Source organism: uncultured Methylobacterium sp., from assembly GCF_964242245.1.
GTDB lineage: Bacteria > Pseudomonadota > Alphaproteobacteria > Rhizobiales > Beijerinckiaceae > Methylobacterium.
Genome location: NZ_CAXTBY010000019.1, coordinates 16324 through 29022 on the forward strand (window position 1 = coordinate 16324; position 12699 = coordinate 29022).

Sequence of the window (12699 nt, forward strand, 5' to 3'; positions counted from 1 at the left end):
CGAGACCCTGGGCCTCGCGGTCCGGGGTCTTTTCCTGTGCGACGTCCGGATGGGTGAGGCGGGCCCCCCCTCACTCCCGGATCAGCTTGCCCGTGTAGACCACCGGACCGGTCGGCGCACCGCTCGGCGACCCGCCGGGGGGCTCGACCGAGACGGCGAGCACGTCGTCGGCCGCGGTGCCCGGCGGCAGGGCGACCTGCGTCACCGCCCCGCCCACGAGCCCGAGGGTCTTCGGTGCCGCGCCCGCGCCGACGTACCAGAGTTCCAGGCTCCGGCCCGCCGGCGCTTCCGCTCCGACCGGGCGCACCTGCGCGGTGCCGGCCGCCGTGTCGATCCGCACCACCATCGCCGGCAGGGCGCCCCCGCCCTGCACCACGGCGAGGTAGCGCGTGCCCGGCGCGACCGCGTCCGGACTCCGCCGGTCGACCGCGACGAACAGCGCGAGGCCGGCCGCGAGCAGCCCGGCGCCGGCCGCGGCGAGGCGCCAGCGCCGGACCTGCGCGCCGAGGCGGAGCACCCGGTCGTCGTTGGCGGCGGTGTCCCCGCGCGGCGGCAGGGCGCGGGCGATCCGGGTCCAGAGGTCCGGCGACGGGATCGCGGCCGGCGCGGCCAGCGAGAGCGGCGCGAGGCGCAGTTCCCAGGCCAGCACCGCCCCCGCGGTCGCCGGATCGACGGTCCGTTCCCGCTCGAACGCCGCCCGTTCCGCGGCCGACAGCGTCCCGAGCACGTACTCCGCCGCGCGCAGGTCGCGCTCGCCCTCGCTCACGACTCCTCCTCCAGGCAGCCCTTGAGGGCGGCGAGCGCGCGGTGGAGCCAGGTCTTGACGGTGTTCACGGGCCGGTCGTAGCGCCGGGCCAGCTCCTCGCGGGACCAGCCCTCGCAATAGGCCAGCACGACGCAGGCGCGCTGCGTCGCCTCCAGGCGCCCGAGGCAGGCCCCGAGGGCGTCGCGAACGAGGATCGCCGCTTCGGTGTCATGGGGATCCATGAGCCGTTCCACCCAATCCTCGCCGTCCTCGCGCACAGGTCCCTGCACCTCGCCCCTGCGGCGGATGCCGTCGATCGCCCGGTTGCGTGCGATGGTGCAGAGCCACGTCATCGGCCTTCCGGACTCCGGAGCGTAGGAGCCTGCCGCCTGCCAGACCCGGAGGTAGACGTCCTGAAGCACATCCTCGGCCACGCTTCGGTCCCGCTGGATACGCAGGATCACGCCGTAGAGTTTCGGTGCCGTGAGATCGTAGAGCGCACGCAGCGCCCGCGCGTCGCCGGCGGCGACGGCGCCCAGGATCTCGGTCAGGGCGGCCTCGTCGCGCACGGATCGGCCCCCTCCAGTCACCCGCGCGCCCCCTCGCCCCTCGTTCGGTCCGGCCGGATCGTCGCCGACGGGAACGTTCGCGGAAGGACTAGCCTATTTTCGCACGAATTGAAGGCGCCTTCGCTGCGATCCGGCGCCTCGCCCCACCGATCCCGCCTGTCGCCCCGGGCTCTCGGCCCGTCCCGGGACCGGCCGCGAATCCGCGCGACGCGCTCGACCCGGATCGCACGGACCGGGATGAGGTCCGCGTCGCCGCGCCGGGGTGTCGGCGGCTCCGGCGGCGTCCTATCTCCTGACGCGGGCGCGCGGATTGCGCGCCGGAACTCGACCGACCCTCCGGCGCCCGTGCCGGAGGCACAGACGGAACCTCGAAGGATCGACGCGGCATGGCCTCGCAGGGCGACTGGAAGATCCCCGCTTCGACGCAGCCGAAGCCCGGCGACTATGGCTACGACCTCGACCGGGCGCTCGCCGCGATGGTCTCCCTCTCCGCCCGCGTACCGGCCGAGGCCTTCACCGCCGAGACGCTCGGCACCGAGCGGGCCGGCAACGGTGTCGTCATCGGCGAGGACGGCTTGGTTCTCACCATCGGCTACCTCGTCACCGAGGCCGAGAGCGTCTGGCTGACGACGAACGACGGGCGTTCCGTCCCCGGCCACGTGATGGGGTTCGATGCCGCCACCGGCTTCGGCCTGGTTCAGGCGCTGGGCCCCCTCGGCGTGCCGGCACTGAAGCTCGGCACGTCCGGCACTCTGAAGATCGGCGACCGGGCGGTCATGGCCGGCGCCGGCGGGCGCCAGCGCTGCGTCGCCGCCCAGATCGTCGCGCGGCAGGAGTTTGCGGGCTACTGGGAATACGTCCTCGACGAGGCGCTGTTCACCGCGCCCTCGCACCCGAACTGGGGCGGCACGGCCTTGATCGGCCCGGCGGGCGACCTCCTCGGCATCGGCTCGCTGCAATTGCAGCAGGGCGGCACGTCGGGGCCGCGGGCGATCAACATGGTGGTGCCGATCGACCTGCTTCCGCCGATCCTCGACGACCTGACCTCGCGCGGCCGCGCCAACCGCCCGGCCCGGCCCTGGCTCGGCCTCTACGCCACCGAGGGCGAGGACGGCGTCGTGGTGATGGGGCTGGCCGACGGCGGCCCCGCGGAGGCTGCGGATCTGCGCGCGGGCGACCTGATCGAGGCGGTGGCGGGCGAGCCGGTGGCGGACTTGGCCGATTTCTTCCGCAGCGTCTGGGCGCTCGGCGAGGCCGGGGTGCGCGTGCCCCTGACGATCCGCCGCGACGGGCGGGCGATCAAGCCGACGCTGCTGTCGGGCGACCGCGAGCGCTTCCTGATGAGTCCGCCGCTGCACTGAGCGTTGCGCCTCGCCGCTCCCTTTCCGGACGCCCGGAACGTCGGCGAACCACGATCCGGGACCCGGCGCGCGGCGTGCCGCGAAGGGGCTCCTCGATTGCACGATGGCTGCCTGTACGAACGACGGCGCTATCAGCAACGCTTCATCCGCGACGGCACAGGTTCGCCCTCGCCCGGCCGTTCCGGTCGGACATCGCAGGAGACCGCGTCATGGCCCACGTGACGACGTTCGGTGTGAAGACCCTCGCGGTGCCCGCCTCCCTCGCCGGGGGCCTCGTTCTCGCGAACGCGGCGCGGGCGATGCCCCTCGTCCCGTTCGGCGGCGGTAGCCGGATCGAGACGGCGGCCGGCGGCTGCGGCCCCGGCTTCCATCCGAATCCCTGAGGGCTGTGCCGTCCGAACTGGGGCTTCCGCCCCGGTTGGGGGCCGCCGGTCAACGGACCGTACGCCTACGCGCCGCCGCGCCCGTTCCACGGCCGGCCCGGCTTCTACGGCCCGCGCCCGTTCTACTGAGGCGTGGGGACAGTCTCGTCGACCCGACCTTCCGCACCGCAAACGCCGCACCGCGCGCTCAGCCGGCGCGACGTTTCGCATGTCCGGCGTCGCGGTCGAGGACTAGTCTATCGAGACTACGGGACACCCGAGTACCGATCTCGATCGAGCAGCAGCAGCACGGCGACAGTATCGCGCCATCACGCCGACCTCATATCCCGGACGTGCGACCGCTTCGAGGTGACGGTCCTCCGGACGCCGTAAAAACAGGCTTCGCGGAACCTTGCCAAATCGTTGAGCGCCACATGCCGACCTTGCATGGCAGGCCAACGAGCTTAGCCCTGCCGCCGCAGCGCGGCTGGCTTATATGTGCATTGCACCAACAAGAGGCAGCGGCGCTCAAGCAATTGTCACCGCCTGCCCGAACAAAGGTCACTCACATCATGTCCACCGCCCGCAGCGTCCTGAACCGGTTCCGCGCCTACCTGCGTTACCGCGAGACCGTCACCGAACTGTCCCGCCTCTCCGACCGCGACCTCGCCGACCTCGGCATCCACCGTCACGAGATCCACGGCATCGCCCGCGGCTGATCTTCTCGGAGTAAGCCGGCCCGTTGCTTCGGGCCGGCCCGTTCCGGTATTCCGGGACATGCCCAAGTCAGACACCACCATCCACGTCGTCGGCGGCGGCTTAGCCGGCTCGGAAGCCGCTTGGCAGATCGCCGAGGCCGGGGGGCGCGCCGTGCTGCACGAGATGCGGCCGGTGCGCGGCACCGAGGCCCATCACGGCGCGGGCTTGGCCGAACTCGTCTGCTCCAACTCCTTCCGCTCGGACGATCCGCACGGCAACGCCGTCGGCCTGCTGCATCAGGAGATGCGTGCCCTCGACTCGCTGATCCTGCGGGCGGCCGATGCGCATCAGGTCCCGGCCGGCGGGGCGCTCGCCGTCGACCGCGACGGCTTCTCGGCCGCGGTCACCGCGGCGCTCGAAGCGCACCCCAACGTCACGATCGTGCGCGCGGAGGTCGCGGGCCTGCCCCCGGAGGCGTGGGGACCCTGCATCGTCGCCACCGGCCCGCTCACCGCGCCGGCCCTGGCCGAGGCGATCCGGGCGCTCACCGGCGCCGACGCGCTCGCCTTCTTCGACGCCATCGCCCCGATCGTCCACCGCGACTCGATCGACATGGGCAAGGCGTGGTTCCAGTCGCGCTACGACAAGGTCGGACCGGGCGGGAACGGCGCCGATTACATCAACTGCCCGATGGACCGCACCCAGTACGACGCCTTCATCCAGGCCCTGATTGCCGGCGACAAGATCGGGTTCAAGGACTGGGAGGCCTCGACGCCCTACTTCGACGGCTGCCTGCCGATCGAGGTGATGGCCGAGCGCGGCCCCGAGACACTCCGCCACGGCCCGATGAAGCCCGTCGGGCTGACCAACCCGCACGATCCGACCGTGAAGGCCTGCGCCATCGTGCAGCTTCGCCAGGACAACGCGCTCGGCACCCTCTACAACATGGTCGGCTTCCAGACCAAGCTGACCTATTCCGAGCAGGTGCGCGTCTTCCGCACGATTCCCGGCCTCGAGAACGCCGAGTTCGCCCGTCTCGGGGGTCTGCACCGCAACACCTACCTCGACAGCCCGCGGCTGCTCGATGGGACGCTCCGCCTGAAGGTCCGGCCGAGCTTGCGCTTTGCCGGGCAGATCACCGGCTGCGAGGGCTACGTCGAGAGCGCCGCGATCGGGCTGATGGCCGGCCGCTTCGCGATGGCCGAGGCGGAGGGACGCGCGCTCGCACCCCTGCCCCCGACCACGGCGCTCGGCGCGCTGATCGCCCACATCACCGGCGGCCACCTGTCGGAGGATGCGCCCGAGCCAGCCAAGCCGCGCTCGTTCCAGCCGATGAACGTGAATTTCGGGCTGTTCCCGCCGCTGGCCGCGATGCCCCGCAACGCCACCGGCAAGCGCCTGCGCGGGCCGGAGAAGGCGATGCTCAAGCGCCGCGCGCTCACCGACCGCGCGCGCGCCGACCTCTCGGCGTGGGTTTCGGGCGCCGCCTCGCGGGCGGAGGCGGCGGAATAGGGCGCGTCCACCGTCTCCGATCGCCTCTCAGCGAAAATCTCAAGCGCGCGAAATCTTCGCTTGAGCCGGCGCCCGTCCCGGCGAAGAGTGCCGCCCGAAACGGCGGACGCCGTGTGCGGCGCGAGGAGCGGCCATGGCCGGTGACGATCAGACAACCTCCGGAACGGTCGGCACGGTCCTGCGCGTGACCAGCGGCAACTTCCTGGAGATGTTCGATTTCTTCCTGTTCGGCTTCTACGCGAACGACATCGCGCGGGCGTTCTTCCCGGCGGGCGACGAGTTCACCTCGCTGATGCTCACCTTCATGACCTTCGGCGCCAGCTTCCTGATGCGCCCGCTCGGCGCCGTGCTGCTCGGCGCCTACGTCGACCGGGTCGGGCGCCGCCAGGGCCTGATCACGACGCTCGCCATCATGGCCGCGGGCACCGTGCTGATCGCCTTCGTGCCGAGCTACGGGACGATCGGGCTCGCCGCGCCGGCGCTCGTTCTGATCGGCCGGCTGCTGCAGGGATTTTCCGCCGGCGTCGAGCTCGGCGGCGTCTCGGTCTACCTCTCGGAGATGGCGACGCCCGGCCGCAAGGGCTTCTACGTCTCCTGGCAGTCCGGCAGCCAGCAGGTCGCGATCATGGCCGCTGCCGCGATCGGCTACGGGCTGAACCGGGCGCTCCCGCCCGTGCAGATCGCGGATTGGGGCTGGCGGGTGCCGTTCTTCATCGGATGCCTGCTGGTGCCGTTCCTGTTCTACATCCGGCGCTCGCTGGAGGAGACCCAGGCCTTCGCGCAGCGCACGCACCGTCCCGAGGCACGGGAGATCTTCCGCACATTGGCCCTGAACTGGCGGATCGTGCTGCTCGGCATGCTGATGGTCGCGATGACCACGATCGCGTTCTACACGATCACCGTCTACACCCCGACCTTCGGCAAGAACGTCCTCAAGCTCACCGATGCCGACAGCCTGCTCGTCACCTTCTGCGTGGCGGTCTCGAACCTGTTCTGGCTGCCGGTGATGGGCGCCCTCTCCGACCGCATCGGCCGCAGGCCCCTGCTGCTCGCGTTCTCCGCGCTGACGCTCGCCACCGCCTACCCGGCGCTGACCTGGCTCGTCGGCCACGCCAGCTTCGGGGCGATGCTCGGGGTGCTGCTGTGGTTCTCCTTCCTCTACGGCAGCTACAACGGCGCCATGGTGGTGGCGCTGACCGAGGTCGTGCCGGTGGAGGTGCGCACCGCCGGCTTCTCGCTCGCCTACGCGCTCGCCACCGCGCTGTTCGGGGGCATGACGCCGCTGGTCTCGACGTGGCTGATCCAGGCGACCGGGGACAGGGCGGCGCCGGGCCTGTGGATGTCGCTCGGCGGCGCCTGCGGGCTCGTCGCGACGTGGCTGATCTATCGCCGGCGGGAGGCGGTGCCGACGGGGGCGCCAGTGCCGGCGCGGTGAGGAACCGCCGACAAGGCGTTGAAGGTGGCGAGCCGCTTCGCGTGCTCGTTGAAGCGCTTGGCGGCGAGCTTCCGGTTACGGTCGTCGACCACCGTCAAACCGTCCGCAGCGCCATCAGCCTCCGGCCCGGCCGGTGGCCCTCCTCGCCGGTGTCGCGGAACCCGAGCTTGTGCAGGAGGCCCCAGGAGGCGACGTTGCCGGGACGGCACTCGGCGACGATCGACCGGCGCGGGAAGCGGCCGGACAGCAGCGTGAGGATGCCGGACACGGCCTCCGTGGCGAATCCCCGTCCGCGCGCCGCGCCTCCGACCCAGTAGCCGATCTCGACCGCGTCCGTGCCGCGCAGGTGCGTGCCGACGACGCCGACGAGGGTGCGTCCCTCGCGCATCCTGGCACCGAAGAAGCGATCCCGGCCCCGTCGCCCGGAGAGGATCAGGGTGCGGGCGTCGGCGAGCGTGAAGGGGGCCGGCAGAAAATCGACGGCGCCGGTGATCGCGGGGTCGTCGGTCAGCGCCCGCAGGGCGTCGGCATCGTCCGGCGCGAGCGGGATGATCGACAGCCGCTCGGTCTCGACGCCGGCGAGATCGGCGAGGCTGTCCCCGCGCAGGCGACGGAAGATCTGCATCGCGTCACAGTATGGGGCGGCGCGCCCTTTTCAGGAAGAACGATCCAGCCCGGCCTTCTCATCCGCGGCACCGCGAGGGGCCGCGCGGCGAACTGGTCGCAGGTCGGGCCCGCTGCCTCAGACCAGCATTCCCATCGGGCTCTCGATCAGCCCCTTGAACGCCTGAATCAGCTCGGCGCCGAGCGCCCCGTCGAGGACGCGGTGGTCGCAGGAGAGCGTGGTCGTCATCACCTGGACGACCGCCGGCGCGTCGCCCTTGACGACGACCCGCTTCTCGCCCGCGCCGACGGCGAGGATCGTGGATTGCGGCGGGTTGATCACGGCGGTGAAGTGCTTGATGCCGAACATGCCGAGGTTCGACACCGAGGTGACGCCGCCCTGGTACTCCTCGGGTTTCAGCTTCTTCGCCCGGGCGCGGGCGGCGAAGTCCTTCATCTCGTTGGAGATGGTGGACAGCGTCTTCCGGTCGGCCCCGCGGACCACGGGGGTGTAGAGCCCGCCGTCGATCGCCACGGCGACGCCGACCTCGGCGTGCTTGAACCGCAGCACCCGGTCCTCGGCGAAGACCGCGTTGGCCGCGGGCACCCGCACGAGCGCCAGCCCCATCGCCTTGATGATGAAGTCGTTGACCGAGAGCTTGAACCGCGGCTTGCCGTCCTTGTCCTTGCCCGCACTGGCGTTGAGCTGCTCGCGGAGCGCCATCAGCGCGTCGAGTTCGCAATCCACCGTCAGGTAGAAGTGCGGCGCCACCTGCATCGCCTCGGTCAGCCGTTTGGCGATGGTCCGGCGCATGCCGTCCAGCGGCACCTCCTCGTAGGCGTCGGCCGCGAAGAAGCCGCGGACTTGGTCGGCGGTGAGGCCTGCGGCCTTCGCGACGGGGGCGGGCGCCACGGCCTTGGCCGGCGCCGCCTCGGGCGCCGCGGCAGCCTGCGGTGCGGCCGTCTCCTTCGCCGGCTTGCCCGCGCCGGCCGCCTTGCCCGTGCCGGCCGCCTTGGCGGCGCGCACGTCGCGCTCGATCACCCGGCCGCGCGGGCCGGAGCCCTGCACCGCGGAGAGGTCGATGCCGTCCTGGCTCGCGATGCGGCGGGCGAGCGGCGAGGCGAACACGCGTCCGCCCGCCCCGGCCGCGCCGCCCTGCGGATGCGCCGCTCCGTTGGTCTTTGCAGCCGGCTTGGCTCCGTCGGGCGCTTCGTTGACGCGCCCGTAGGACATGTGCCCGCCGCCGGGCGTCGTGTTCCGGTCGGCCGCGGAGGCGTCGGGCGCGGGCTTCGGCTCGGACTTCGCCTCCGCCGGTGCCGCGCCGCCGGCCGCCGGCCCCTGCACGCTGCCCGGGTCCTCGCCCTCCGTGGCGATCACCGCGATCAGGTCGTTGACCGGCACGTCCGCCGTGCCCTCGGGCACCACGATCCTCGCCAGCACGCCCTCGTCGATGGCCTCGACCTCCATGGTCGCCTTGTCGGTCTCGATCTCGGCGAGCACGTCGCCGGATTTGACCGCATCGCCCTCCTTCTTCAGCCACTTGGCGAGGTTGCCCTTCTCCATCGTCGGCGACAGGGCGGGCATCAGGACGTTGATCGGCATGGCGTCAGGTCTCTGGCGAGGGCACGGGCAAGGGCGCGGGCGGGACGGCCGGATCGTCGAAGGGAAACAGGTCGTCGAGCGGGAACGGGACGGCGTCGAAGGGGGCTAAGCCGACCGTCTCGCCGCGCTGGACGGTCCCCAGCAGCAGCCAGCGGCCGCCGGTGAGCGCGAAGGCTTCGAGCACGCCCTCATTCGGATCGAGCAGCCAGAGGTGCCCGACCTCCGCCTCCGCGTAGATGCGGCGCTTCGGACCCCGGTCGATCCGGGTCGTCGACGGCGACAGGATCTCGCAGATCCAGTCCGGCGGGGTCTCGATGAAGGCGGTGGCCGGCTCGGCTAGCAAACGTTCGCGGCGCCAGCCGGCGAGATCGGGCACGATCACCTGCGGCCCGAGGTGAAGCTCGGGCTCAACCATGAAGATCCAGCCGCCCGGGCCGCCGCGCCCACGGCCGAAGGGCGGCCCGAGTTCGGTGGCCAATCCCATCGCCGCTGACGCGTGGCGCGGGCGCGGCCGCGGATGCGTCTCCAGCATCCCGTCGACGATCTCGGCCACGAGATGGTCCGGCACGGCCTCGAGGTCCGCGTAGGTGGCAAGACGGGTCGCGGCCTCAGGCATGTGCGAGACCTCGATGCTAATTGAAGCCGCCGGGGCGGAGGCTCTCGGCCTCCCACCCGGCGCGGATGCGCTCGAACGCCTCCTCCTCCGACATCTCGGTCTCCAGGGCGTAGGCGCGGGCCGCCTGCCGGGCGAGGTCGATCAGGAGGCGGCCCCAGGTCGCCGCGTCGTCGAAGGAGCGGCGCAACGCCACGCTCACCGCCCCGTCCACGACCGCCGCGCGCAGGACCTCGATGCCGCCCTGCTCCCGGGCTTCTGGTGGGATATCGAGGGCCTGGAACGGGTCGCTCATGTGACGCAAAAGGGTGTCGAGAGATCGCGGGTTGGGCCGCGCGGCTCCCTCTCCCAGGGGGAGAGGGCTGGGGTGAGGGGCCTGCCCTCTTCTGATACGTCACGCCCCTCAACCTGTCCTTCTCCCGATCCAAGTCGGGCCTGCCCGACTTGGACAAGCCAATGGTACATCTCGGGCAGGTCCGAGATGTGTCGGAGAAGGGACCGGCGCCCGGTTTGAGCGGGTGTGGAGAGGCAGGCGTCACGCGCCATGGCGGCGAATCACTTGTAGCAGACGGCTTTTACGGCCTCGACCACCTCGGCGACGTTGGGCAGCGCGAGCTTTTCCAGGTTGGCCGCATACGGCATCGGCACGTCCTTGCCTGTCACCCGCAGCACCGGCGCGTCGAGGTAGTCGAACGCGTCGACCATCAGGCGGGCCACGATCTCGGCGCCGATGCCGCTTTGCGGAAATCCCTCCTCGACGGTGACGCAGCGACCGGTCTTCCTGACCGATTCCACGACGGTCTCCGTGTCCATCGGCCGGAGCGTGCGCAGGTCGATCACCTCGGCCTCGATGCCCTGCTCACTGAGCGCCTGCGCCGCCTTCAGCGCGTAGGTCATGCCGATGGCAAACGAGACGAGGGTCACGTCGGTGCCGGTGCGGTGGACCTTCGCCTTGCCGATCGGCACGACGAAGTCGTCGAGCTTCGGCACCGGGAAGGTCTGCCCGTAGAGGATCTCGTTCTCCAGGAAGATCACCGGGTTCGGGTCGCGGATCGCGCTCTTCAGCAGGCCCTTGGCGTCGGACGCCGTGTAGGGCGCGATCACCTTGAGGCCGGGAACGTTCGCGTACCACGCGGAATAGTCGTGGCTGTGCTGGGCGCCGACGCGGGCGGCCGCGCCGTTGGGGCCGCGGAACACGATCGGGCAGCCGAGCTGGCCGCCGGACATGTAGAGCGTCTTGGCCGCCGAGTTGATGATGTGGTCGATGGCCTGCATGGCGAAGTTGAAGGTCATGAACTCGACCACCGGCTTCAGGCCCGACAGCGCCGCGCCGACACCGATGCCGGCGAACCCGTGCTCGGTGATCGGGGTGTCGACGACGCGGCGCGCGCCGAACTCCTGCAGCAGCCCCTGCGTGACCTTGTAGGCGCCCTGGTACTCGGCGACCTCCTCGCCGATGACGAAGACGTCCCCGTCCCGGCGCATCTCCTCGGCCATAGCATCGCGCAGGGCCTCGCGCACGGTCATCGTGACCATGGCCGTGTCGGCGGGAAACTCCTCCATCACCGGCGCTGGCGCCTTGTTCGTGATGATGGCGGGCGCGGCGGGCGCAGCCGGCTTGTCGTCCCCGGTCTTGGCGGTGGCCGCCGGGCCCGACGCCATGCCTTCGGCCTGCATCGTCGGAGTCGGTGCCGCTTGGCCGGCGGCATCGTGGCCGTTCGCCGTCGGTTTGGGTCCCCCGGCCGCCGCAGCGGATACATCCTCTCCCTCGCCCGCGATGATCGCGATCGGGGTGTTGACCGCCACATTCTCGGTGCCCTCCGCGATCAGGATACGCGCGAGCACGCCCTCGTCGATGGCCTCGACCTCCATGGTCGCCTTGTCGGTCTCGATCTCGGCGAGCACGTCGCCGGATTTGACCGCATCGCCCTCTTTTTTAAGCCACTTGGAGAGCTTGCCCTCCTCCATGGTCGGCGAGAGCGCGGGCATCAGGATGTCGGTCGCCATGGGGTACTCTGTCGATGGGGCGGGCGGGGCGGCCTGAAGGTTCGTGTCGGAAAGCGGCGCCCTCAGGCGCGCGCCTCCAGCAAGATGTCGGTCCAGAGCTCGGCGGGGTCCGGCTCGGCGTCGTGGGTCGCGAACTCGGCGGCCCCGTTGACGGTCTCGCGGACCTGCGCGTCCGCGGCCTTCAGGTCGGCCTCCGCCACGCCGTGCAGTTCGATCAGGCGCTTGCGCACCATCTCGATCGGGTCGTGCTCGTCGCGCATCCGCGAGACCTCGTCCTTCGAGCGGTACTTGGCCGGATCGGACATCGAGTGGCCGCGGTAGCGGTAGGTCTGCATCTCCAGGATGTAGGGTCCCTCACCGGTGCGGGCATGCGCGATGGCGCGCCCCGCCGCCTCGCGGACGGTGCGCACGTCCATGCCGTCGACCTGCTCGCCGGGGATGCCGAAGGAGATGCCGCGGCGCGAGAAGTCGGTCTGCGCCGAGGCGCGGGCGACCGAGGTGCCCATGGCGTAGCGGTTGTTCTCGATCACGTAGACCACGGGCAGCTTCCAGAGCTGGGCCATGTTGAAGCTCTCGTAGACCTGACCTTGGTTCGCCGCGCCGTCGCCCATGTAGGTCAGGCTGACCTTCCCGTTCCCGCGGTAGGCGTCGGCGAATCCGAGCCCCGTACCGAGCGAGACCTGCGCGCCCACGATCCCGTGCCCGCCGAAGAACTGTTTTTCGCGACTGAACATGTGCATGGAACCGCCCTTGCCGCGGCTGTAGCCCCCGCGCCGGCCGGTGAGCTCCGCCATGACGCCCTTCGGGTCCATGCCGCAGGCCAGCATGTGGCCGTGGTCGCGGTATCCGGTGATGACCTGATCGCCCTCGACGGACGCCATCTGCATGCCGATCACCACGGCCTCCTGGCCGATGTAGAGGTGGCAGAAGCCGCCGATCAGGCCCATGCCGTAGAGCTGCCCCGCCTTCTCCTCGAAGCGGCGGATCAGCAGCATCTGGTGATAGGCGTGCAGATCCTCGTCGCGGGTGAATTGCGGCGCGTTCGGCGCCGGCATGTGCGCGGCCTCGGCCGTCGCCCCGGACTTGGAAGGCTCAGGCTTGGAAGAGTCAGACTTGGAAGGCTCGGACTTCGGCAGCCCCGCTTCGTTCGCGGCATCCATCGGCGTGCTCCCGTGATCGCGTCTCTTCGC

Annotated in this window: 12 protein-coding genes and 1 pseudogene; 5 read left to right on the plus strand and 8 right to left on the minus strand. The window is 71.1% G+C overall.

The window, feature by feature from the left end; translation table 11 throughout:
• Nucleotides 1–70: 70 nt before the first annotated feature.
• Both ACFE8Y_RS06835 and ACFE8Y_RS06840 read right to left on the minus strand, forming a co-directional pair.
• The gene (locus ACFE8Y_RS06835) at nucleotides 71–766 is read right to left on the minus strand and encodes an anti-sigma factor domain-containing protein (protein WP_375463641.1); all 696 of its coding nucleotides are present in this window, start codon (nucleotides 764–766) and stop codon (nucleotides 71–73) included.
• Nucleotides 763–1314: a sigma-70 family RNA polymerase sigma factor gene (locus ACFE8Y_RS06840; RefSeq protein ID WP_375463642.1), complete on the minus strand. Its 552-nt coding sequence runs from the start codon at nucleotides 1312–1314 to the stop codon at nucleotides 763–765. The genes ACFE8Y_RS06835 and ACFE8Y_RS06840 overlap by 4 nt, the downstream gene beginning before the upstream one ends.
• 386 nt (nucleotides 1315–1700) lie before the next feature.
• On the opposite strand from ACFE8Y_RS06840, the gene ACFE8Y_RS06845 reads away from it, so the two are divergent.
• The 5 genes and pseudogenes from ACFE8Y_RS06845 to ACFE8Y_RS06865 all read left to right on the plus strand — a co-directional run bounded on the left by ACFE8Y_RS06845 (nucleotide 1701) and on the right by ACFE8Y_RS06865 (nucleotide 6683).
• Entirely contained in the window at nucleotides 1701–2675 is a 975-nt protein-coding gene (locus ACFE8Y_RS06845; RefSeq protein ID WP_375463643.1) for a S1C family serine protease, read from the plus strand.
• A 209-nt stretch (nucleotides 2676–2884) separates the two neighbouring features.
• Nucleotides 2885–3187: pseudogene (locus ACFE8Y_RS06850) on the plus strand (GCG_CRPN prefix-to-repeats domain-containing protein).
• A gap of 422 nt (nucleotides 3188–3609) precedes the next feature.
• The gene (locus tag ACFE8Y_RS06855; RefSeq protein WP_375463644.1) at nucleotides 3610–3756 is read left to right on the plus strand and encodes a DUF1127 domain-containing protein; all 147 of its coding nucleotides are present in this window, start codon (nucleotides 3610–3612) and stop codon (nucleotides 3754–3756) included.
• Between the two features lie 58 nt (nucleotides 3757–3814).
• Nucleotides 3815–5248 (plus strand): methylenetetrahydrofolate--tRNA-(uracil(54)-C(5))-methyltransferase (FADH(2)-oxidizing) TrmFO, encoded by a 1434-nt coding sequence (trmFO, locus tag ACFE8Y_RS06860; RefSeq protein ID WP_375463645.1) that lies wholly within the window; start codon nucleotides 3815–3817, stop codon nucleotides 5246–5248.
• Nucleotides 5249–5381: 133 nt separating this feature from the next.
• A complete protein-coding gene (locus tag ACFE8Y_RS06865) occupies nucleotides 5382–6683 on the plus strand; it encodes an MFS transporter (RefSeq protein WP_375463646.1) in 1302 nt (433 codons plus the stop codon).
• 94 nt (nucleotides 6684–6777) lie between these two features.
• On the opposite strand, the gene ACFE8Y_RS06870 is transcribed toward ACFE8Y_RS06865, so the two are convergent.
• From ACFE8Y_RS06870 to pdhA, 6 genes are all read right to left on the minus strand, one after another.
• Nucleotides 6778–7308 carry a GNAT family N-acetyltransferase gene (locus tag ACFE8Y_RS06870; protein ID WP_375463647.1) on the minus strand — a complete coding sequence of 177 codons (531 nt, stop codon included), beginning with the start codon at nucleotides 7306–7308 and terminating at the stop codon, nucleotides 6778–6780.
• A 117-nt stretch (nucleotides 7309–7425) separates the two neighbouring features.
• On the minus strand, nucleotides 7426–8889 hold the full coding sequence (locus tag ACFE8Y_RS06875) for a pyruvate dehydrogenase complex dihydrolipoamide acetyltransferase (RefSeq protein WP_375463648.1): 1464 nt from the start codon (nucleotides 8887–8889) through the stop codon (nucleotides 7426–7428).
• A gap of 4 nt (nucleotides 8890–8893) precedes the next feature.
• Entirely contained in the window at nucleotides 8894–9505 is a 612-nt protein-coding gene (locus ACFE8Y_RS06880; protein WP_375463649.1) for a Uma2 family endonuclease, read from the minus strand.
• 16 nt (nucleotides 9506–9521) lie between these two features.
• Nucleotides 9522–9797: a DUF5076 domain-containing protein gene (locus ACFE8Y_RS06885; RefSeq protein WP_375463650.1), complete on the minus strand. Its 276-nt coding sequence runs from the start codon at nucleotides 9795–9797 to the stop codon at nucleotides 9522–9524.
• Nucleotides 9798–10057: 260 nt separating this feature from the next.
• Nucleotides 10058–11509, minus strand: coding sequence for a pyruvate dehydrogenase complex E1 component subunit beta (locus ACFE8Y_RS06890; protein WP_375463651.1), 1452 nt, complete (start codon nucleotides 11507–11509; stop codon nucleotides 10058–10060).
• 62 nt (nucleotides 11510–11571) lie between these two features.
• Entirely contained in the window at nucleotides 11572–12669 is a 1098-nt protein-coding gene (gene pdhA, locus ACFE8Y_RS06895) for a pyruvate dehydrogenase (acetyl-transferring) E1 component subunit alpha (protein ID WP_375463652.1), read from the minus strand.
• Nucleotides 12670–12699: the final 30 nt, after the last annotated feature.